This is a genomic window from Cryobacterium sp. MP_3.1 (assembly GCF_035984795.1).
Lineage (GTDB): Bacteria > Actinomycetota > Actinomycetes > Actinomycetales > Microbacteriaceae > Cryobacterium > Cryobacterium zongtaii.
On the sequence record NZ_JAXCHV010000028.1, the window covers coordinates 25,761 to 44,916 of the forward strand.

Here is a 19,156-nt window from a genome sequence, read left to right on the forward strand (position 1 = left end):
AGGCTGCATCAGATGATTTTCGAAGTCGGCGAGACCGTCGTCTATCCCCACCACGGCGCGGCAACCATCACCGCGGTCGAGACCCGCACGATCAAGGGTGTCGAGAAGCGTTACATCACGCTCACCGTCCACCAGAGTGACCTGGCCATCAACCTGCCCATCGACAACGCCGAGCTCGTCGGCGTGCGCGACGTCATCGACGCCGCCGGTGTCGAGGCCGTCTTCGACGTGCTCCGCAGCGATGTCGAAGAAGAGCCCAGCAACTGGTCGCGTCGTTACAAGGCCAACACCGAGAAGATGGGCAGCGGCAGCGTCTATCGCGTCAGCGAGGTCGTTCGCGACCTGTGGCGCCGCGACCGCATCTCCGGCGTTTCCGCCGGCGAGAAGCGGATGCTCATCAAGGCTCGCCAGGTTCTCGTCTCCGAGCTCGCGCTCGCGCAGAAGTCCACCGAAGAAGAGGCCTTCGTCACCCTTGACGACGTGCTGAACGCCAGCGTCGCCGAAGTCGCCTAGTTCACCACCTCTGTAGTTCATCACCTTGACGCGTCGCCGGATGCGCAGCCTGTCTGCTGCCGCCCGGCGGCGCGTTTGTGTTGTCGGGGTGCTGGTGGGCCTGGCGCTGTCCGGCTGCGCGTCCGGCCCGTCGCCCGCATCCGGCCCGGTGCCGCCGCCGGTGGGCGGTGGCCTCGACTATCAGCTCGGCGGCGCCTACGACCCCCCAGCCGGAGTGGACATCGTCGTGCGTGACAGCACCGATGAGCCCGCGGCCGGCCTCTACTCGGTGTGTTACCTGAACGGTTTCCAGACCCAGCCGGCAGAGTCCCAGCGGATACTCGAGGATTCGCCCGAGCTGATCCTTACAGCCGGCGGCGGGCCGGTGCGCGACGAGAATTGGCCGGACGAGCTTCTGTTCGACACCGGCAGCGCCGGGAAGCGCACCGCACTCGCCGCGCTGCTGCTCCCCCTACTGACGAACTGTGCGACGTCCGGCTTCGACGCCGTGGAGATCGACAACCTCGACTCGTACACCCGGTCGGCCGGTCTGCTCACCGCCGAGGACAATGTCGCGTTCGCGCGCATCCTGGTCGCCGCCGCGCACGACGAGGGCCTGGCGATCGGCCAGAAGAACGCCGCCGACCTGGCGGAGCCCCTCGCCGAGCTGTTCGACTTCGCCGTCGCCGAGGAATGCGACCGTTGGCAGGAGTGCGGGCTCTACCGGGCGGCCTACGGCGATCGGGTGCTGGCCATCGAATACACCGACGACCTGCGCGTTGACTTCGCCGCAGTCTGCGCGGTGCCTGACCGGCCGCGGTCGATGATCCTGCGCGACCGCGATCTCGTCGTGACCGGTGCACCGGGGTACGTATACGAACGCTGCTGAGGCGGCTCCGCCGACCGGGTTCGGTGGGGCGACCAACCATCCGGCCGACGGCGGCGAATCAGTGTCGTGAGGCAACGGGCCTTGCGGTTCACACTTCAGGAGCTCCCCCATGCGATTCATTCCCACCAAGGTCCACGCGGTCCTCGACTACGTCGTTGCGATCGCCCTGATCCTCGCCCCCACCATCTTCATGTTCGAAGAGGTCGGCGGCGCCGCGGTCATCGTCCCCCGTGTCCTCGGCGTCGGCCTGATCCTCTACAGCCTGTTCACCCGCTACGAGCTGGGCCTGATCAAGGTCATCGGCATGCCGATCCACCTCGTCTTCGACGTGCTGGCATCGATCGTCCTGATCGCGTCGCCGTTCCTGTTCGGCTTCGCTGACGAGGCGCCGAACGCCTGGCTGCCGCACATCGTCGTCGGCGTCGCCGTGATCCTCGTGGTGCTGTGCTCGAAGAGCCAGCCCGGCGTCAGCGTCTCCGGCACCCGGGCGCACGCCAACAGCGTCGCCTGACCCGCACGGCCCTCGACTGCGGCAGGCGCCCCCGGCACTGGGAGCGCCTGCCGTTTTTTCGCGCCCGGTCACCGCCGAGTGGCAAGGAAGAGGGAGATTGCAAGGACGGAATTGGCCGAAGCGTCCAGATAAACGACCTTCGACCTCGGAATCGGCCGTCGCACGGGGGCGAGGTCAGGGGCGCGCGAGCGGCAGCCGGGCCACGACGGCGGCGCCGGTGGGGCCCGAAGACTCAACGGCGATGGTGCCGCCGTGACGACGGGTGATCTCCGCCACGATCGCCAGGCCGAGGCCGTAATGCCGGGTGACCCCCGAGGCGGCTGGGGCGGCCGCGCGGCCGCTGCTGAAGCGTTCGAAGGCGGTGTCGACGATCTCGGGGGCGAAGCCGGCGCCGTCGTCGGCGACACGCACGGTGGCGTACCGCCCGTCGACCCCGATGTGCACGACGACGGATGTCCGAGCGTGGTCGAGCGCATTCGTCACCAGGGCCACGATCAGTCGCAGCAGCGCCGACGGTGATCCGGGCACGGTCACCGGTTCGGTCGCACCGGCCCTCTGCAGCGCGATCCCCCGGCCGGCCGCCTCGCCCCCGAGCAGCGTAACCGCCTGGTCCGCGGTCTCGGTCAGATCCACCGGCTCGGGGTCGGCCACGCTGCGGGGGTCGGCCGCGATGAGGAGGTCCTCGAGGATCCCGGTGAGGGTGCGGGTATCCGTCACGATCTCGTCGACGGCTTCGGTGACATCCGGCGGCAGCCCGGTCTGGTCACGTCGCCTCAGCAGCTGCGCCCGGGTGCTTAGCAGGGTGAGCGGGGTGCGCAGTTCGTGGCTGGCGTCGGCGACGAAGCGCCGCTGCAGCGCGAGGGCGTCGGCGAGCGGGCGGATCGCGCGCCGGGCCATCCAGTAGGCCGCGATCCCGGACACGGCCAGGGCCACGAGCCCGGCGGCGAGCAGCGCCACCGTGAGGCGTTCGAGTTCTTCGGCGCTCTCGTGCTGATCGAGCGCGACCTGCACCACCCTGGTGCCCCCGCGGCCGCCCGCGACCGTCGTGGTCAGCAGCCGGTACCGGTGCCCGTCGATTTCGCGGGTGCCGGTCACGTCGCCGCCGCCAGCGGCAACCGTGGCGATCGCGGCGGTGTCGAGGAGTCCGGCGGGCAGATTCCTGGGTGACATCACGCGTTCGTCGTCGACAACCGACAGATAGGTGCCGTCGGGGGCGTCGTCCGGGGAATCGAGGCGCGTGGCCGCGGCGAGCGCCTGGCTGGCGGACTCGGCCACGCTCGCGCTGACGATCGCGAAGACGACGCCGCCCACGAGAACCAGCACCACGAGCATCAGGGCCGTGAATTGCAGGGTCAGCCGCAGGGAGGCGCCGCGCAAGTCCTCGCCGCGGCTCGCCAGCCCCGGCCGCCGTTTGGGCGCGGTCGTCACGAGACGGTTCCGAGCCGGTAGCCGATGCCGCGCACGGTGTGGATGGCGCCGCGGCCGAGTTTCTTGCGCAGGTAGTGCACGTAGGTGTCCACGACGCCGAGGTCGTCGGCGTCGGGGAACACGTTCGCGAGCAGGTCGGAGCGTTCAAAGACCTGGTGGGGCCTGCGGGCGAGGCGTTCGAGCAGGTGGGCTTCGCGGTCGGAGAGGGTCACGACGGTGCCGGCGGCGGTGGTCACCGTGCGGCTGTCGACATCCAGCGAGCCTCCCGGAACTCCGACGACCGGAACCGTGCTCGTGTGCCGGCGAAGCAGCGCACGAATGCGGGCGAGCAGTTCGTCGATGTCGAAGGGTTTGGCCAGGTAGTCCTCGGCACCACGGTCCAGTCCCTCCACCCGGTCGGCCGGGTTGCCCAGCGCCGAGAGCACCAGGGCCGGGGTGAGGATCCCGCGGCCGCGGAGCCGGGTGAGCACATCCAGGCCCTCCATCACCGGGAGCCCGCGATCGAGCACGATCACGTCGAACTGTTGGGTGAGACCCTCGTGCAGGGCCCGCTGGCCGTCGCGGGCGATGACGGTGTCGTACCCTTCGGCGGTGAGCAGTTGGTCGAGCATCCGCACCAGGCGGGAGTCGTCCTCGACGAGCAGCACCCTCGGACGATCGGCCATGTTCGAAGTATAGGGAGCCGCACGGGGTGCCCGGCCGGGAACGGTCATGCGGGAGCGAGCCCGCGGGCGTGTTGCAGCCGCGGGGTCGCCGTGATCGCGCCGGCGGCATCCACTGTCAGCACGTCGATCGCGTGGCGCGCGGTCACCTCGTCGAGCTGGTCGCGGCCGCCGGCGAGGATGGCCGTGGCCAGCACGTCGGCGGTGACGATATCGGCGGCGAGCACGGTCACCTGTCGGTAGGCGGCCCTGCTGGCGAGGTCGTGCGGGTGCTGCCGCCAGATGTGTTCGCCGCGCTCGGCGGTGCCGGAGGTCGCGACGGCGGGCCGGGCGGCGTCGAGGGTCACCGTGCAGAGCAGTCCGGCCCGGTCGCCGGGGTCGGTGATACCGATGGTCCAGGGTGCGCCGGCGAACCCGCCGCGGCCGAGGATGTCACCGCCCACGTTGAGGAGCCAGTCGGTTTCGCCGGCCGCGTCGAGCAGGGTGGCCATGGCCGTCATGGCGGCGGCCTTGACGATGCCGTTGAGGTCGATGATGCCGTCGGGCCGGTGCGGGGTGAAGGCACCGGCGGTGCGGCTACGCCAGTCCAGCGCGTCGGCGTAGCTCTCTCGCAGCAGGGCGGATGCCCGCGGCAGGGCGAGCTCGCCCCGGGCCACGCGGCTGAGTTCCGAATCGGGCCGGTACAGGCTGAAGCGTCGGTCGTAGGCGTCGAATCCGGCCTCGACGCGTCGCAGTACCTCGACGCCCGGTAGCGCGCCGGCGAATCGGAGGCTCACGGTGGTGCCCATGGTGTCGAAGACGTGCACGGCCATGTCAGAGTCCGGCCTGGTCGATGGCGGACTGCAGCGAGGTGAGGTAGGCGTCGCTGGTGTAGGTGGCACCGGAGACATTCTGCACATTCGCAGTTTGCGCGCTGAGCACCTCCTGCCGCAGCATCGGGGCGGCGCGGTTGCTGATCTGCACCGACTTGCGGTCGTGGTCGGTGAGCTGCAGAGCCGCGACGTCGGTGATGGTGCCGCCGGCGACGGTGATCTGCACCTGCACGTCGCCGAAGCGGGTCTGGGCGGCGGTGCCGGTGAAGGTGCCGGACGCCCCGGCGGCCGACGGCGCGGTCGTGCCGGCGGAGGGGGCCGGGGTCGACGCCGAGCCGCCGGGGGCCGTACTGCCGGCACCGGTGTCGGGTGCCTGCGCCGCGGCATCCGTCGGCCGGGTCAGGGGCTGGGGCTGGCCGGCCACCCCCAGCTGCCAGCCCACGGCCAGCACGGTTGAGCACGACAGGATGCTCAGGGCGATCGCCCGGCCCCTCACCAGTCGAACCTTTCCACGTGGATCCGGCTTTCCGGCAGCCCGGCCGCCCGGGCATCCCGGATCACCAGGTCGGCCCAGGACTGCGGGCCACAGACGTAGAGGTCGGAGTTGAGCAGGTCGGGGAAGGCAGAGGTGAGAGTGACGCCGCGGGAAAGCGCTTCGGCGGACATCCAGGTGGCCAGCCCGCGCGGTCGGGGCCCCATCATCGAGAAGATGGTGTTGCCGCGCATGCTCGGCAGGGCGCCGATCTCGTTCCAGAGGTAGCTCTGCGAGGGGTTGGTGGCGCGCAGCAGCACGGTTGCCTCGCCCGGCCGCAGGGCGGCGTGTTCCAGCAGCGACCGCACCGGGGTGATGCCGATGCCGGCGGCGACCACGCTGATCTTCGCGGTGCTGCGGTGGGCGTCGGTAAAGATCCCGTACGGGCCCTCGATCGACACGCGGGTGCCCGGCCGCACGCGGCCGAGGGCGTCGCTGCCGCGCCCGAGGGAGCGCACCGTGATGCGGGCCGAGCGGTCGGTGGGCACTGCGGAGAACGAGATCGGGTGGGCATGCCACCAGGTGGCGCCGGTCCAGAATCGCCAAATCGCGTACTGCCCGCCCTGGGTCTGCAGCCGGTCCAGCTGATGCCCGGTCAAGTGCAGCGACACCACACCGGGGGCGATCGGCTCGACCCCGGCCACCCGGATGTCGTGCCGGGCGCTGCGCACGATCGGCACGATGAAGCGGAACAGCGCGATCGAGCCGAACGCGAGGACGTAGAGGGCGATCCAGTAGACGCGCTGCACGGTTCCGTCGGCGAGCACCCCGCCCGCGCTCAACTGGTGCGGCAGCGCCGCGAGCACGGCCGCGTAGCTGAGCATGTGGATGGCGTGCCAGGCCTCGTAGGGGAACCGTCGGCGCACGGCCACCACCGAGGTGACCACCACGGTCACCAGCAGGCCGAGCCCCAGGTAGGCCAGCGCCAGGTCCGGTGTCTGGAAGAGCGCGACGGTCTCGGTCACGACCGTGGCGTCGTCGGCCATCGCGTAGCCGATGGTCAGCAGCAGACCGTGCGCGAGGATGAGGTACAGCGCGGGTTTGCCCAGCCGCCGGTGAAAGGCCATCGCCGTGTCCTGGCCGACGACCTTGTCGATCGCCGGGAGGCGGGCGGCGAGCACCAGCATCACGAGGATCAGGTCGGTGCCGACCAGCCCGGTCACGACGCCCGCGGCGGTGAGGCCGGAGGCGAGGTCGGTGACCTGCATGAGTCCGCCGTAGGCCAGGTAGAGCGCCACGGCCATCGCCACCGACGTCCAGCACAGCGCCACCATCAGGTCGGCGGCACGCAACCGTCGACGCGACCGGATGCGGCGGCCTGCGTCGACGACGACCGGGGCGACGGGTGATGGTGCCGTGCGAAGCGACATCGGGTGCTCGATTCTGATGGGGAGGCTCGTTCTGACCCTTCCCACAGTCCTCCCGATTTCTTCCAGGATTCTTAGACCATCCGCGACGTGCCGGTAAGCGCCCCCGCGGGTGCTCCTGGGGGGGGGCGGTTAGCGGCACGACGGCGGCGGGTTAGCGCGCCGGGCGCAGCATCCGCCACAGCAGCGCTCGCTCGGTGACGCCCCAGAGCGCGCTCACCGTGAGGTAGATCGCCGCGGCCAGCGGCACGAAGGCCGCGAAGACCACGCTGATCAGCGGCAGCCAGCTGAGCACACCGGTCATGGTCGCCTGGGCGGCGGGCGAGAGCGCACCAGGGGCGGGCGGCGACGCCGCACCAGGGGAGGGCGCGGCGGCGGATGCGGCGCCCTGGGCCAGCATCAGCCGGCGGCTGAGCAGCTGGGCCACCAGCAGCACGACGAGCAGCACGCCGCCGACCAGAAGCACCGTGGGGGTGGGCCCGGCACCCCAGCCGGTGAGGATGCTGGTGCCCAGCGGACTGCCGAACAGGCCACCGGCGAGAAGGGCGTTGTCGTGCCCGTTGATGGTGCCCAACACAAACAGGCCGTAGACGATCGAGAGGATCGGCGCCTGCACCAACAGGGGCAGGCACCCGGCCAGCGGCGAGGCGTTCTCGGCGGCGTAGAGGGCGGCCGTCTCGCGTTGCAGCCGCTCCGGGTTGGTGCCGTGCAGCCGCCGCAGCTCGGTCAGCCGCGGGGCGAGGCGTTGGCGCAGCTGCTGCGCGCGCGCTTGGGATACCCCCACCGGGATGAGCAGCAGGCGCAGGGCGAGGGTGAGCACGATGACGGCGAGGGCCGCCGCGTTCGCGGTGGCGAACGGGGTGAGGAACAGGGTGAGGTTGTGCAGAACGGCGTAGGCCGCGTCGAGCACGGCCGCGATGGGGCCGAAGGCATAGATGTCCATGGAAAACTCCCGGTCGGAATACGGAAAAAGAGGAACCGTATGGTCGCGACAGGGCGGCGGGGCACCCGGCGGGTGCGGCGCGAGAGAGCTCCCTAGGCGACCGGGAGGGCGCGGCCCGGGGCGCACGGCTGAGGCTTGCCTGGCGCATCCGGAACGCTTTGGCCGACCTGGGAGGCCAGCTCGGGGTAGGGCCGGGCGACGGGGGTGGGGGCGCCGGTGAGCACCATGACCAGCATCGCGAGCACCTGCTGGGCCGCGCCGGTGACGGCCACGGCCGAGGCGGCCAGGGTGAACAGCGCCGCGAGGGCGAGCAGCTCGCCGAAGCCGCGGCCGCCGAGGGAGAGCGCACCGAGGCCGAACCCGGAGCCCAGGCTCAGGCCGAGCAGCACCGACAAGCGGGCAGTCGGCGACGCCGGCGGCATCAACGTGCGTGCGCGCATCCGGGGCCCCTTTCTTGCGGTCGACCCGGCCAGCCTAGCCGGATGCAGCGCGGCTGCGCTCAGCGCGGCCGGACTCAGAGCGCCCGCATCGAATTGTTGCGCTTCTCGTGGGTGAGCTCGGCCAGGCCCAGGTGCTCGAGCAGCGGGGGCAGGTACATGCCGAAGCGACCGCGGTAGCCCTTGCGCAGGCCGTACCAGCCGCCGACCGGATTGTCCGGGGACCGGCCCCACGCTTCGACGCTGCCCTCCGGTGCGGTCTTCTGTTCGTCGCTGGCGCCGAGCGGCACCCAGTCACCCTGCTCGACCAGCCAGGCGTGCAGGTCGTCGATGGCCCTGGCCTGATACTTCAGGGTCGTGGCGCCCACCTGGCAGACAAGTTCGTCGCCCTCGCGGTACATCGAGTACGTCGAGGTGCCGGGCGCTGTCGTGAGCTGCCAGGGCTCGGCAGGCGTTCCGTCGGTCATCAGGGTCTCCATTCGTCAGCGAATGCGGGGAACCCACCGGCTCCCGTCGGCCCCAGCCTAGGCCGGGCGCCGCGAAACGCCACGGCGCCGTCACGCCACCGAGTACGCTGAGCGCACGTGAATCAGGGAGGACCCGCGCATGGCGAAGAAGGATGCATCCGCCACACCCCGCATGGACAAGAAGCTCTACGAGGGCGAGCTGCGTCGGCTGCAGTCCGACCTCGTGACCATGCAGGAGTGGGTCCGCGAGTCCGGCGCCCGGATCGTGGTGATCTTCGAGGGTCGTGATGCCGCCGGCAAGGGGTCGGCCATCAAGCGGGTCACCGAGTACCTCAATCCGCGCATTGCGCGCATCGTGGCGCTGCCCTTGCCCACCGACCGCCAGCGCGGCCAGTGGTATTTCCAGCGCTACATCGAGCACCTGCCCACCGCGGGCGAGATCGTCCTGATGGACCGGTCCTGGTACAACCGTGCGGGCGTCGAGAAGGTGATGGGCTACTGCACGCCAGACGAATACCGCCGGTTCCTGCACCAGGCTCCCCTGTTCGAACGGATGCTCGTCGAAGACGGCATCATCCTGCTCAAGTACTGGTTCTCGGTGTCCGACCGGGAGCAGGAACTGCGCTTCCGGTCGCGGCTGAACGACCCGATGCGGCGCTGGAAGCTCTCGGACACCGATGTGCTCTCGATCACCAAGTGGGTGGACTATTCGAAGGCCAAGGACGAGATGTTCGTGCACACCGACATCGCCGAGGCACCCTGGTGGGTGGTCGAAAGCGAAGACAAGCGCGCCGCCCGCCTGAACATGATCAGCCATTTCCTGTCGATGGTGCCCTACGAGCAGATGGAGCCGCCGCCCGTGCACATCCCGCACCGGCCGCCGTCGTCGGACTACGAGCGGCCACCGCGCGAGCTCACGCGCCCGGTGCCCGATCACGCGGCGCGCATCACCGAGCTGGCCGCGGAGGCCAAGGCCAAGAAAAAGAAGAAGAGCTGACCCGGGGTCAGCCGATGGTGCGGGGTCGGGCGGGTTCGCGCAAGCGTGCCTTGGCCCCGTGCTCGATCAGCACCGGGACGTAGTCGCGGATCGGCTTGCCGTCGAGCAGGTGGCGTTCCTCGGTGACGACGCCTTCGATGACCGACCGCGGCCGATCGGGAAACTTCTCGGCCAGCCTGTCGATGACTTGGGAGACGGCCTGGTCTTCGTGCTGCTGACGTTCTTGAGTGTCCACGGGATCAGTTTGCGCCGACGCCCGCACCCGGGTCAACTTCGGAGATACTGAACGCCCCACCCTGCACGGACGTGCGGGCCCGCGTCGCGACGATGGTCAGGCCGCGCGGGCCCCGTCGAGCAGGGCCTCGGCGGCGGCGCGGGCCGATCTGGCGGCATCCGGGGTGCCACAGATGGCCGCGGTGGTCTGAGCGCCCTCGGCCAGCAACACCAGCATGGGTGCCAGCTCGGCCGGGGCGCCGGCCGCCGCGACCAGCTTCCCGACGTAGCCCTGGAAACCGACCTTCTGGACCCGGGCGGCCTCGGCCACGGCCGGCACCGTCGCACCGAGTTCACCGAAGGCGTTCACGAATCCGCAGCCCCGGTAGTCGTCGCTGACGAAGCACTCGAGCAGATAGTCGTAAATCGACAGCACCCGCTCGCGCGGGGTCGTCGCGGTCGCGGCAGCGCGTTCCAGGCCGGCGGACCACTGCTCGTGCCTGCTGTGCAGCACGGCGAGCACGATCGCCTCCTTCGACGGGAAGAGGGCATAGAGCTTCTTCAGTGACAGCCCGGTCTCGGCGCGCAGTTCGTCCATCGACACGGCCTGGATGCCCCGGCTGTAATACAACCGGTCGGCGGCGGCGGTCGCGACTTCACGCGGGCTACTTACAGTGTTCACACAAACCTCACTTGCATTGAGAACGTTCGTTCTCTAGGCTAGCAAACAGATCGGAGAACGCACGTTCTCTGACAGACGAAGGAGACCATGACATGTCGTTCATCACGGTTGGCACAGAGAACAGCACCAACATCGACCTCTACTACGAAGATCACGGAACCGGCCAGCCGGTGGTGCTGATCCACGGCTTCCCGCTCGACGGGCACTCCTGGGAGAAGCAGTCTGCGGCCCTCCTCGACGCGGGCTACCGCGTGATCACCTACGACCGCCGCGGCTTCGGCCAGTCCAGCCAGCCCACGGTCGGGTTCGACTACGACACCTTCGCCGCCGACCTCAACGTCGTGCTCGAGACCCTCGACCTGCGGGACGTCGTCCTGGTCGGCTTCTCGATGGGCACCGGAGAGGTCGGTCGGTACCTGGGCAGCTACGGGTCCGACCGGGTGGCGAAGGCCGTCTTCCTCGCCTCCCTCGAGCCGTTCCTGCTCAAGACCGACGAGAACCCGGGCGGCGCCGCGCCGCTGGAGTTCTTCGAGGGCATCGTCGACGCCGTCAAGGCCGACCGCTACGCCTACTTCACCGAGTTCTACACGAACTTCTACAACACGGCCGAGAACCTCGGCAGCCGGCTGAGCGTCGAGGCCCTGCAGAACAGCTGGAATGTGGCCACCGGCTCCGGATCGTTCGCGGCGGCCGCGGCCCCGCTGACCTGGATCACCGACTTCCGTGCCGACGTGGCGAAGATCACGGTGCCCTCTCTGATCGTGCACGGCACGAGCGACAACATCCTGCCGATCGACTCCACCGGCCGGCTCTTCGCGAAGGCCCTGCCGGCGGCCGAGTACGTCGAGATCGACGGCGCCCCGCACGGGATGCTGTGGACCCACGCGGCCGAGGTCAACGAGGTTCTGCTGGCCTTCCTGGCCAAGTAGGCGGCACCCCTCGACCACCGCAACTGTTGCCCGTGCGGACAACTGTGCCCGGCGTACCGGGCGCACCTGTCCGCATGGGCAACGGTTGGGCCTAGGAGCATGCCTCAGGGGCGCTGGGCGGGCGGCGCCTCGGCCAGGAGGGTGCGGGCCGCGAGGCCGATGATGGCGCTGTAGGTGGGGTAGGCGAACCGCACGTGGGCGAGGGTCGCCACATCCACGCCGGCGGCGATGGCCGTGGTCACCGACTGCACCACCTCGATGGCGTTCTCGCCCACGGCGTGCGCACCGAGGATCAGCTCCCGGCGCCGGTCGGAGATCAGCATCAGGAACCCGCGTTCCCTGTCGTCGATCACCGCTCGGTCCAGGCTCGCATACGGCACCGTGGCCACCACGCAGAGCGGGTCACGGGCACGTGCCTGCTCCTCGGTGAGCCCCACCCCGGCATAGTCGGGATCGGTGAACCCGCCCGCGGGCAGCAGGTGGTGCGGGGTGCGACGGTTGGTGCCCAGCACCGCGTTCTCGGCCGCGGCCTCACCCTCGAACTGGGCGGCCTGCACGAGCATGTCGCGGCCGTTCGCGTCGCCGACGGCGAAGATGTGCGACAACTCGCTGCGGAAGTACTGGTCGACGGGAATCGCGGACCGCTCCGTGGCCACGCCCGCGTTCGCGAGGCCCAGGTCGTCGACATCCGCCGGCCAGCCGGTCGCCATGATCACGGCATCGAACTGCCCTGACACCGGTTCACCGGCCGCACGCCAGGTCAGGAGGATCGAGCCATCCGGCTGCTTCACCAGCGACTCGACGGTCTCGATGCCGGTCTCGACCCGAGTGCCCTGCTCGCGGAACGCCGTGGTCACCCCGGCGGAGACGGCGGCGTCGGAGGCCATCAGGATCCGCGGTGCCACGTCGAGCAGCGTCACCCTCGAGCCGAACGAACTGAAAATGGTCACCAGCTGGGCGCCGGTGTTGCCGCCGCCGATCACCGCGAGGCGTTCGGGCAGGGCGGGCAGGGTGAGTACGTGTTCGGGCACCGTCGCCAGGTCGGCGCCGGGGATCGGCAGCCGGCGTGAGTGACCGCCCACGCAGATCAGGATGTTGTCGGCGCTGATGCGGCGGCCGCTGTCGAGCTCCACGGTGTGCGGGTCGACGAACCGGGCCCGTCCCTCGAGGACGAGGTCGATGCCGGCGGCGCTGAACCGCTCGGCCTCGCGTTTGATCGACCGTACTCTGTCGACGGATTCGGTGACCCTGGCGGCCGTGGTGCGCCAGTCGAATCGCTGGATGACGGCCTCGATGCCGTAGGTCTCGGCGGTGCGCACCTCGCGCATCAGCCTGGCCGCCTTCGCGAGCGCCCGGGTGGGCACGCAGCCGGTGTTCACACAGGTGCCCCCGGTGCGATCGGCCTCGACGACCACGACCCCGGCCCCCAGCTCGGCCGCGCGGAGGGCAGCGGCCGTGCCGGCGGGGCCGGCGCCGATCACCAGCACGTCGTAGTGCGAGCGGGGTGCGGTGGCCGCGGCGGAGCCGGCCGGGGAGGAGACAGTGGGATCAGCGGGCATGGGAACCTCCTGGCAACAGAACGGAGCACCGACTCTGCCAGCGGGTCCTGAGAAAAGCCCCTGACCGGCAGCTAGGCGGGGCCCGGCACACCCTTGGTCGGCTTGCCCTGGTGGGACTTGGCCGCCCGGCCGGCCTTGCGCAGGGCGCGCTGGCGGGCATCCTCGACCTTCATCAGGGTGCGGGTTTCATCGAGGTCGCCGATCAGGGGACGCCACCAGGCGGCCGCGGGGTCGGCATCCACCAGGATGGTTCGGATCAGCAGGGTGAGCGGAATCGCCAGGATGGCGCCGATGGCACCGAGCACGATCGCCCAGAACAGCACCGAGGCGAAGGTGAGGGATTGGCTGAGGGCGACGGCGTTGCCGACCACCCGCGGCTGCACGATCGACTGCACCACCCCGTTGACGATCGCGTAGATCACGATCACGGGCAGCGCGAGCTCCCAGCCACCGGTGAGGAAAGCGAACACCGTGGGCGGGATGATGGCGATGAAGTAGCCCACATTGGGGATGAAGCTGCACAGGAACGACAGCAGGCCCCAGAGGAACGCGCCCGGCACCCCGAGCAGCACGAGCGCCACGGCGTTCAGAACCCCTTGGACGATGCCGAGGAGGGTGGTGGCCACCATGTAGCGGCGCACGCTGGAGGCGAAGTTCGTCAGGGCCTCCACCAGGGTGGGTCGGGTCGGCCGCAGTTGGGTGAGCAGGGTGGGCAGGTAGCCGGCGTCCGCCGCCATCAGGATCAACATGGTCAACACGATCACGAGGACGACCGTGATGTTGGTGATGCTGCCGAAGAGGCCGGAGACCACCGAGGCGAGATTGCTCGGGTCGAGGCTGTCCTCGACGGCCTGCACCTGCGCCGAGCCGAATCCGACGCTCGCGAGCCAGTCGGTGATGGTGGTGCCGATGTCGCTGATCTGGCTGGAGAACTGGGGCAGCAGGGTGGCGAACTGGCCCAGGGCCAGGCCCAGCGCCGCCACGAAGGCCGCCAGCACGATGAACACCGTCGCGACGACGGATCCCGTGGCCAGGCCCCGCGGCACGCCGCGCCGTTCCAGGCCCCGGCGCACCGGGTGGGCGCAGATGGTGAGCACCAGCGCCAGGAGGATCGGCGCCGCAATGCCGGCAATGGCGGCCAGGCCGAACACCGCCACGGTGGCACCGCCCAGACCGACGAGGATGGAGGTGCTGCGGTGCGGCGACACCGGCGGACCGGTGATCACCGGCTCGTCGCCGGCCACGCCTGGGGGGTGCGCCTCGTCCCTCTGGGGTCGGTTCCTGGATCGGCGTCGCCACATGGGGTCCCTTCCGCATCGGTTCGCGTCAGGCACAGTGTCCTCCCCCGCAGCCCGCCGCGGCGTCACCCTTTTCGGGTGAGCCGGGGGTCAGGCGGGTGTCAGAGCCCGGGTAGGTGCCGGATGTTGGACCGCGCCATCTGCACCGCCTCACCCACCCCACCGTTGAGCACGGTCTTCGACAGGGCCAGCGCGAAGCCCTTCACCTGCTTGGCGGTCACGTTCGGCGGCAGGGACAGCGCCAACGGGTCGGTGACGATGTCGACCAGGGCGGGCCCCTCGTGGGCGAAGGCGGCCGTGAGCGCGGACCGGAGCGCCGCCGGGTCTTCCACCCGCACGGCATGGAAGCCGAGCGCGGTCGCCACGGCGGCGTAGTCGACGGCGGGCACGTCGACACCGAAGTCGGGGTACCCGTCGACGAACATCTCCAGTTTCACCAGGCCCAGGGTGGAGTTGTTGAACACCACGACCTTCACCGGCAGCTGCTGCGCGGCGATCGTGATGAGCTCGCCGAGCAGCATCGCCAGTCCCCCGTCGCCGCTGATGGTGACCACTTGGCGGTCGGGGTAGGCGCTCTGGGCACCGATGGCCTGCGGCACCGCGTTGGCCATCGACCCGTGCAGGTACGAGCCGATCAGCCGACGACGCCCGTTGGGGGTGAGGTACCGGGCCTGCCAGACGTTGCCCATGCCGGTGTCGGCGGTGACGATGGCGTCGTCGGCGACGAGCTCATCGAGCATCGCGGCCGCGAACTCCGGATGGATGGGGCGGCCGTGGTCGACATCCGTGTAGGTGCCGACGACCGAGCTGAGCAGTTTCTCGTGCTTCTTGAGGGTGCGATCGAGGAAGGCCCGGTCGGTCTTCTTCGTCACCAGGCCGGTGAGGGCCGCGAGCGTGGCCGCCACGTCGCCGTGTACCGGATGGGTGACGCTGACCCGACGGCCCAGGTGGGACGGGTCGGTGTCGACCTGGGCGATGACCACCTTCTCGCCGTCGGGCAGGAACTGCTCATAGGGGAAGTCGGTGCCCAGAAGCAGAACCAGGTCGGCGTCGTGAATGCCGGCGTGTGCGGCCCCGTAACCGAGCAGACCGGTCATGCCCACGTCGAACGGGTTGTCGTACTGGATCCACTCCTTGCCCCGCAGGCTGTGCCCGACGGGCGCGCCGACGAGGTCGGCGAAGGCGATCACCGCGTCGTGAGCACCGGCGACACCGGCCCCGGCGAAGATCGCGACTGTCCTGGCCCGGTTGATCGCGTCGGCCAGGGCACGCACGTCCTCCGCTGCGGGCACCACGGTCGGTCGCCCCGGCAACACGAAGCGGGGCACGGCGCCTTCGGCATCGAGTTCGGCGACGTCACCGGGCAGGGTGACCACTGAAACCCCACCCAGGGCGACCGCGTGCCGCATGGCCGCGTTGACCACCTTGGGCGACTGTTCGGCGGAGGAGACCAGTTCCCGGTAGTGCGAGCACTCGGTGAAGAGCCGGTCCGGGTGGGTTTCTTGGAAGAAGCCGCTGCCGATCTGACCGGTCGGGATGTGGCTGGCAATGGCCAGCACCGGCGCTCCGCTGCGGTGTGCGTCGTAGAGTCCGTTGATCAGGTGCAGGTTTCCCGGGCCGCAGCTGCCGGCGCACACGGCGAGGCGCCCGGTGAGCTGGGCCTCGGCGCCGGCCGCGAAGGCCGCGGCCTCCTCATTGCGCACGTGCACCCAGTCGATGCCGCCCTTGGCGGCTCCGCCGGTGCGACGAACGGCGTCGACGACGGGGTTGAGGCTGTCCCCGACGATGCCGTAGATGCGGCGCACCCCGGCGTCCACGAGTTGGGCGATGATCTGGTCTGCGACGGTCTGAGCCATCGGTCCAGTAAACCGCGCGCGCCCGGCGCGGCGATATCCCTCGAGGGCACAGTCAGCGAACTCCCAGCGGCGCTGGACGTGGCTCACGGGGGAACGCCGGTGGCGTCAGCGTACCGAGGTCGGTCTAACCGCCCGCGGACACCGCGACCGGCGTGACGTCCCAGACCACGGGTGCGGGGTAGAACGGATTGACGGCGGGATCAGGCGCCGAGAAGGCCATGCCACCCAGGTTGTGCCAGCCCAACCCGACGACTGTGGAACCTATGGGTGCCGTGTACAGCACACAGGCGAGGTACTCGTCGGGTCCCCGGTCTTCGTCGAGGTCGAACCGCTCGAGCTCGAACGGGCAGATCGTGTTCGCCGTCAGGGAGCCCAGGTATTCGCGCTCCACGATGCCGCCTTCGGTGCCGTCGTCGAGCACCGGACGCAGGAGCGGGGTCGTGTAGGCGGTCACGCTGCCGGTGACCCAGCGGTACTGAATCACGGCGAAGAACGGGGTCTCCCCCGCGAACCCCGCACCGTTGTCGAAGACGTCCCAATAGGAGGGTTCTCCCTCGACGACACCCAACACGGTTGTCTCGATCGCGTCCCCCGGCACCCCCTCGTAGTTGGACTGCGGAAGCAGGACGATCTCGCCGACCCCGAGGTGCTGTCCGGGCGTGGCCGTTGGCGCCCGGTCGAGCGGCATGGCGACGGTGTCGAACGGCATCGCGGGTAACTGGTCGTCGTCGGCATTCCCTGAGCAGCCGGCCAGCAGAACACCGACGGTGAGTGCGCCGACGAGCGGCAGCGCGGCCCCTCGACCCATCAGTTCACGAAGTCTCATGTGTATCCCCCTGTGGCAAACATCGCAGCGCGGCGGGGCAATAGCAATTCCGGGCAGGGGCGTCGTCGTGGGAGGCTTACCGCGTGAACGGAAAACTGGCCGGCGGATGTGACGGCGGTGCCCATCTGGTCGACGGCACGATTCGTCGGATTCCCGGCCCGTGGACACCGGCCGTGAACGCCCTGCTGCAGCATCTGGCATCCACCGGTTTCGTCGGAGCGCCGCGCCCGCTCGGCTCTGACGCGCAGGGCCGCGACGTGCTCAGCTACCTCGACGGTTCGACGGTCGGCAACCTCCGCCCGTGGCCGCGGTGGACCCACAGCGACGAAGCGCTCCTGGATGTGGGCGACTGGCTCAGGCGCTATCACTCCGCGGTCGCCAACTTCGTCCCGCCCGCAGGGTCGCGGTGGCGCGAGGGCCAGGTGTGGAACCCGGGCTCGATCATCGGCCACAACGATGCGGCGCCCTACAACGCGGTCTGGAATGCACACGGGCTCGTGGGTTTCGTGGACTGGGACATGGCCGGCCCGACCACGTGCGCCGAAGACCTCGCCTGGGTCGTCTTCTCCTGGGTGCCGCTTCACGCGCGTCGGCTCGTTCTGGACGAAGGATTCACCGCGTTCGGGGAGCGCCGGGCTCGTTTGGAGTCGATTCTCCGGGTCTATGGCTGGGGCGGAACGACAGACGATGTGCTGGAGCTCGTCCGTCGCCGCGTGCAGACACAACGGGACATCATCCGCTCAGTGGCCGACAGCGGCGACGAGACCTATCGACGGATGCTGGCTCACGGGGTCGATCTCACCCTTCAGTCCGCGCTGGGTGAACTCGATACGGTCTGACTCGGCGTCAGCCGCGGGTGCGGGGTGCCGCGGTGCTGTCGCGCACGATCAGCTCCGGGGCGATCGCGGGAATCGTCTCCGCGGCCTCGCCGCCCATCAGCTGCAGCAGACGGTCAACCGCGAGGCGGCCGACCTCGTCGAAGTCGAGCCTGATCGTGGTGAGTCCGGGCTGGAAATACCTGGCCTCGCTCATGTCGTCGAAGCCCACGACGCTCACGTCGCCGGGCACCGACAGGCCACGTTCGGTCAGGGCCTTCATGATGCCCAGGGCCATGGAGTCATTCGCGGCGAGCACCGCCGTGATGGCCGGGTTGTCGGCGATCAACGATCCGGCGCGGTAACCGGATTCAACGGTCCAGTCTGCCGTGGAGAACTCGGGGTTCACCGGGCGGTGGGCGACGGCCAGCTCGGCCAGCCAGCCGGCGCGGCGAGCGTCCGACGCCATCCAGCCCCGCGGTCCGGCCACATGCCACACGGTGTCATGCCCGAGGTCGAGCAGATGCCGGGTCGCCAGTCGCGCCCCGAACCCGTCGTCCATGGTCACGGCGTGAGAGCTTGCCGGCGCGCCCTGTTCGAAGCGGACGATGGGCACGTCCAGGTCCAACCCGTTGAGCACCGGGGCCGCGGCGGACATCGGTGCCAGCACGACAATCCCGTCCACGGAGTCACCGAGCAGGGTGTCCACGGCCGCCCGGATGTCATTCGAATCGACATCGGAGATGCTCACGAGGCTGGTGGCGTAGCCGTTGCGGCGCGCCTCCTCTGCGACGCCGAAGAGCACCATTGTCGAGCCGTGCACCGGCAGGGAATAGCTGAGCACCCCGAGATTCATCGACCGATTGGTCGCCAACGCGCGCGCAGCCGAATTCCGGTTGTACCGCAGCTGGGTGATCGCCCGTTCGACTCGTTCCCGCACCTCGGGCCCCACGTTGCTGTGGCCGTTCACGACCCGCGACACGGTTTGTTGGGACACTCCGGCGAGCCTGGCCACGTCGATCATGCGCACACTGCGGTTCGCCGGGCGCTGGCTCTCGCCCACCGGGCCCACGGGAGAAGTCGACATCGGTCAAGAATACTCTCCTGAGGGTGCGGGAGCGCACTATCACGAGGTGTCTCTGGTGCTTCGCCGAGAGACGGATGCCGGGCGGAATTCATGTGTTCATCAAGTGGCGTGTCCTTCCACTGCGCGCTGGACGCCAGAAACCGTCCTGATAGTGCGCTAACACTCGGCGCTGATAGTGCGCTAACATTCAAGCGCGTGATCGTTATCTCACAGCGCAACACAACGAAGGTGGAATGCTCAATGAGTTCCTACGAACCCGAGATCGAGGTTGCGATCGCGCGTGTGCGGGCGGATATCGCTCGGCTGCACGGTGAGCTGACGGCTAATGGTCTGGTGGTGTGGACCGGCGGTAAC

21 protein-coding genes are annotated in these 19,156 nt (G+C 69.7%); 6 read left to right on the plus strand and 15 right to left on the minus strand.

Going from position 1 to position 19,156, the window contains the following annotated elements; all coding sequences use genetic code 11:
• Positions 1–12 precede the first annotated feature (12 nt).
• The 3 genes from RCH12_RS14925 to RCH12_RS14935 all read left to right on the plus strand — a co-directional run bounded on the left by RCH12_RS14925 (position 13) and on the right by RCH12_RS14935 (position 1,892).
• Positions 13–513 carry a CarD family transcriptional regulator gene (locus RCH12_RS14925; RefSeq protein WP_066597804.1) on the plus strand — a complete coding sequence of 167 codons (501 nt, stop codon included), beginning with the start codon at positions 13–15 and terminating at the stop codon, positions 511–513.
• Between the two features lie 40 nt (positions 514–553).
• Positions 554–1,381, plus strand: a complete 828-nt coding sequence (locus RCH12_RS14930; protein WP_088457254.1) for an endo alpha-1,4 polygalactosaminidase — start codon at positions 554–556, stop codon at positions 1,379–1,381.
• A gap of 109 nt (positions 1,382–1,490) precedes the next feature.
• On the plus strand, positions 1,491–1,892 hold the full coding sequence (locus RCH12_RS14935; RefSeq protein WP_088457255.1) for an SPW repeat domain-containing protein: 402 nt from the start codon (positions 1,491–1,493) through the stop codon (positions 1,890–1,892).
• A 174-nt stretch (positions 1,893–2,066) separates the two neighbouring features.
• On the opposite strand, the gene RCH12_RS14940 is transcribed toward RCH12_RS14935, so the two are convergent.
• From RCH12_RS14940 to RCH12_RS14975, 8 genes are all read right to left on the minus strand, one after another.
• Entirely contained in the window at positions 2,067–3,320 is a 1,254-nt protein-coding gene (locus RCH12_RS14940; RefSeq protein WP_327017381.1) for a sensor histidine kinase, read from the minus strand.
• Positions 3,317–3,985 carry a response regulator transcription factor gene (locus RCH12_RS14945; protein WP_327017382.1) on the minus strand — a complete coding sequence of 223 codons (669 nt, stop codon included), beginning with the start codon at positions 3,983–3,985 and terminating at the stop codon, positions 3,317–3,319. Before RCH12_RS14945 ends, RCH12_RS14940 begins: the two co-directional genes overlap by 4 nt.
• 44 nt (positions 3,986–4,029) lie before the next feature.
• Positions 4,030–4,794 (minus strand): FAD:protein FMN transferase, encoded by a 765-nt coding sequence (locus RCH12_RS14950; protein ID WP_327017383.1) that lies wholly within the window; start codon positions 4,792–4,794, stop codon positions 4,030–4,032.
• Between the two features lies 1 nt (position 4,795).
• A complete protein-coding gene (locus RCH12_RS14955) occupies positions 4,796–5,290 on the minus strand; it encodes an FMN-binding protein (protein WP_327017384.1) in 495 nt (164 codons plus the stop codon).
• The gene (locus RCH12_RS14960) at positions 5,287–6,696 is read right to left on the minus strand and encodes a ferredoxin reductase family protein (RefSeq protein ID WP_327017385.1); all 1,410 of its coding nucleotides are present in this window, start codon (positions 6,694–6,696) and stop codon (positions 5,287–5,289) included. The genes RCH12_RS14955 and RCH12_RS14960 overlap by 4 nt, the downstream gene beginning before the upstream one ends.
• A gap of 151 nt (positions 6,697–6,847) precedes the next feature.
• The gene (locus tag RCH12_RS14965; RefSeq protein ID WP_327017386.1) at positions 6,848–7,636 is read right to left on the minus strand and encodes a YidC/Oxa1 family membrane protein insertase; all 789 of its coding nucleotides are present in this window, start codon (positions 7,634–7,636) and stop codon (positions 6,848–6,850) included.
• Between the two features lie 92 nt (positions 7,637–7,728).
• Entirely contained in the window at positions 7,729–8,076 is a 348-nt protein-coding gene (locus RCH12_RS14970) for a hypothetical protein (protein WP_327017387.1), read from the minus strand.
• A 74-nt stretch (positions 8,077–8,150) separates the two neighbouring features.
• Positions 8,151–8,540: a DUF6855 family protein gene (locus RCH12_RS14975; RefSeq protein ID WP_088457258.1), complete on the minus strand. Its 390-nt coding sequence runs from the start codon at positions 8,538–8,540 to the stop codon at positions 8,151–8,153.
• Between the two features lie 139 nt (positions 8,541–8,679).
• Between RCH12_RS14975 and ppk2 the strand changes: the two genes are divergently transcribed.
• Positions 8,680–9,537, plus strand: a complete 858-nt coding sequence (ppk2, locus tag RCH12_RS14980; protein ID WP_327017388.1) for a polyphosphate kinase 2 — start codon at positions 8,680–8,682, stop codon at positions 9,535–9,537.
• A 7-nt stretch (positions 9,538–9,544) separates the two neighbouring features.
• Here the strand turns inward: ppk2 and RCH12_RS14985 are convergent, their stop codons facing one another.
• Positions 9,545–9,772, minus strand: coding sequence for a three-helix bundle dimerization domain-containing protein (locus RCH12_RS14985; RefSeq protein ID WP_088457260.1), 228 nt, complete (start codon positions 9,770–9,772; stop codon positions 9,545–9,547).
• Between the two features lie 96 nt (positions 9,773–9,868).
• Positions 9,869–10,432 (minus strand): TetR/AcrR family transcriptional regulator, encoded by a 564-nt coding sequence (locus RCH12_RS14990; RefSeq protein WP_327017389.1) that lies wholly within the window; start codon positions 10,430–10,432, stop codon positions 9,869–9,871.
• 92 nt (positions 10,433–10,524) lie between these two features.
• Between RCH12_RS14990 and RCH12_RS14995 the strand changes: the two genes are divergently transcribed.
• Entirely contained in the window at positions 10,525–11,361 is an 837-nt protein-coding gene (locus RCH12_RS14995; protein ID WP_327017390.1) for an alpha/beta fold hydrolase, read from the plus strand.
• A 104-nt stretch (positions 11,362–11,465) separates the two neighbouring features.
• Here the strand turns inward: RCH12_RS14995 and RCH12_RS15000 are convergent, their stop codons facing one another.
• The 4 genes from RCH12_RS15000 to RCH12_RS15015 all read right to left on the minus strand — a co-directional run bounded on the left by RCH12_RS15000 (position 11,466) and on the right by RCH12_RS15015 (position 16,900).
• On the minus strand, positions 11,466–12,920 hold the full coding sequence (locus RCH12_RS15000) for a dihydrolipoyl dehydrogenase family protein (protein WP_327017391.1): 1,455 nt from the start codon (positions 12,918–12,920) through the stop codon (positions 11,466–11,468).
• A 71-nt stretch (positions 12,921–12,991) separates the two neighbouring features.
• Positions 12,992–14,164 carry an AI-2E family transporter gene (locus RCH12_RS15005; RefSeq protein WP_243399074.1) on the minus strand — a complete coding sequence of 391 codons (1,173 nt, stop codon included), beginning with the start codon at positions 14,162–14,164 and terminating at the stop codon, positions 12,992–12,994.
• Positions 14,165–14,319: 155 nt separating this feature from the next.
• Complete coding sequence (locus RCH12_RS15010; protein ID WP_327017392.1) at positions 14,320–16,074, minus strand: pyruvate dehydrogenase; 1,755 nt, start codon at positions 16,072–16,074, stop codon at positions 14,320–14,322.
• Between the two features lie 124 nt (positions 16,075–16,198).
• Positions 16,199–16,900, minus strand: a complete 702-nt coding sequence (locus RCH12_RS15015; RefSeq protein ID WP_327017393.1) for a hypothetical protein — start codon at positions 16,898–16,900, stop codon at positions 16,199–16,201.
• An 83-nt stretch (positions 16,901–16,983) separates the two neighbouring features.
• On the opposite strand from RCH12_RS15015, the gene RCH12_RS15020 reads away from it, so the two are divergent.
• The gene (locus RCH12_RS15020; RefSeq protein ID WP_327017394.1) at positions 16,984–17,739 is read left to right on the plus strand and encodes a phosphotransferase; all 756 of its coding nucleotides are present in this window, start codon (positions 16,984–16,986) and stop codon (positions 17,737–17,739) included.
• A gap of 7 nt (positions 17,740–17,746) precedes the next feature.
• Here RCH12_RS15020 and RCH12_RS15025 read toward each other — a convergent pair whose 3' ends face one another.
• Positions 17,747–18,802: a LacI family DNA-binding transcriptional regulator gene (locus RCH12_RS15025; RefSeq protein ID WP_327017395.1), complete on the minus strand. Its 1,056-nt coding sequence runs from the start codon at positions 18,800–18,802 to the stop codon at positions 17,747–17,749.
• Positions 18,803–19,156: the final 354 nt, after the last annotated feature.

Excerpts from the sequence above, each read along its gene's own strand:
- RCH12_RS14925 (WP_066597804.1), top strand. The coding sequence starts at position 13 with ATGATTTTCGAAGTCGGCGAGACCGTCGTCTATCCCCACCACGGCGCG.
- RCH12_RS14930 (WP_088457254.1), top strand. The coding sequence starts at position 554 with ATGCGCAGCCTGTCTGCTGCCGCCCGGCGGCGCGTTTGTGTTGTCGGG.
- RCH12_RS14935 (WP_088457255.1), top strand. The coding sequence starts at position 1,491 with ATGCGATTCATTCCCACCAAGGTCCACGCGGTCCTCGACTACGTCGTT.
- RCH12_RS14945 (WP_327017382.1), bottom strand. The coding sequence starts at position 3,985 with ATGGCCGATCGTCCGAGGGTGCTGCTCGTCGAGGACGACTCCCGCCTG.
- RCH12_RS14950 (WP_327017383.1), bottom strand. The coding sequence starts at position 4,794 with ATGGCCGTGCACGTCTTCGACACCATGGGCACCACCGTGAGCCTCCGA.
- RCH12_RS14960 (WP_327017385.1), bottom strand. The coding sequence starts at position 6,696 with ATGTCGCTTCGCACGGCACCATCACCCGTCGCCCCGGTCGTCGTCGAC.
- RCH12_RS14965 (WP_327017386.1), bottom strand. The coding sequence starts at position 7,636 with ATGGACATCTATGCCTTCGGCCCCATCGCGGCCGTGCTCGACGCGGCC.
- RCH12_RS14970 (WP_327017387.1), bottom strand. The coding sequence starts at position 8,076 with ATGCGCGCACGCACGTTGATGCCGCCGGCGTCGCCGACTGCCCGCTTG.
- RCH12_RS14975 (WP_088457258.1), bottom strand. The coding sequence starts at position 8,540 with ATGACCGACGGAACGCCTGCCGAGCCCTGGCAGCTCACGACAGCGCCC.
- ppk2 (WP_327017388.1), top strand. The coding sequence starts at position 8,680 with ATGGCGAAGAAGGATGCATCCGCCACACCCCGCATGGACAAGAAGCTC.
- RCH12_RS14995 (WP_327017390.1), top strand. The coding sequence starts at position 10,525 with ATGTCGTTCATCACGGTTGGCACAGAGAACAGCACCAACATCGACCTC.
- RCH12_RS15000 (WP_327017391.1), bottom strand. The coding sequence starts at position 12,920 with ATGCCCGCTGATCCCACTGTCTCCTCCCCGGCCGGCTCCGCCGCGGCC.
- RCH12_RS15010 (WP_327017392.1), bottom strand. The coding sequence starts at position 16,074 with ATGGCTCAGACCGTCGCAGACCAGATCATCGCCCAACTCGTGGACGCC.
- RCH12_RS15015 (WP_327017393.1), bottom strand. The coding sequence starts at position 16,900 with ATGAGACTTCGTGAACTGATGGGTCGAGGGGCCGCGCTGCCGCTCGTC.
- RCH12_RS15025 (WP_327017395.1), bottom strand. The coding sequence starts at position 18,802 with ATGTCGACTTCTCCCGTGGGCCCGGTGGGCGAGAGCCAGCGCCCGGCG.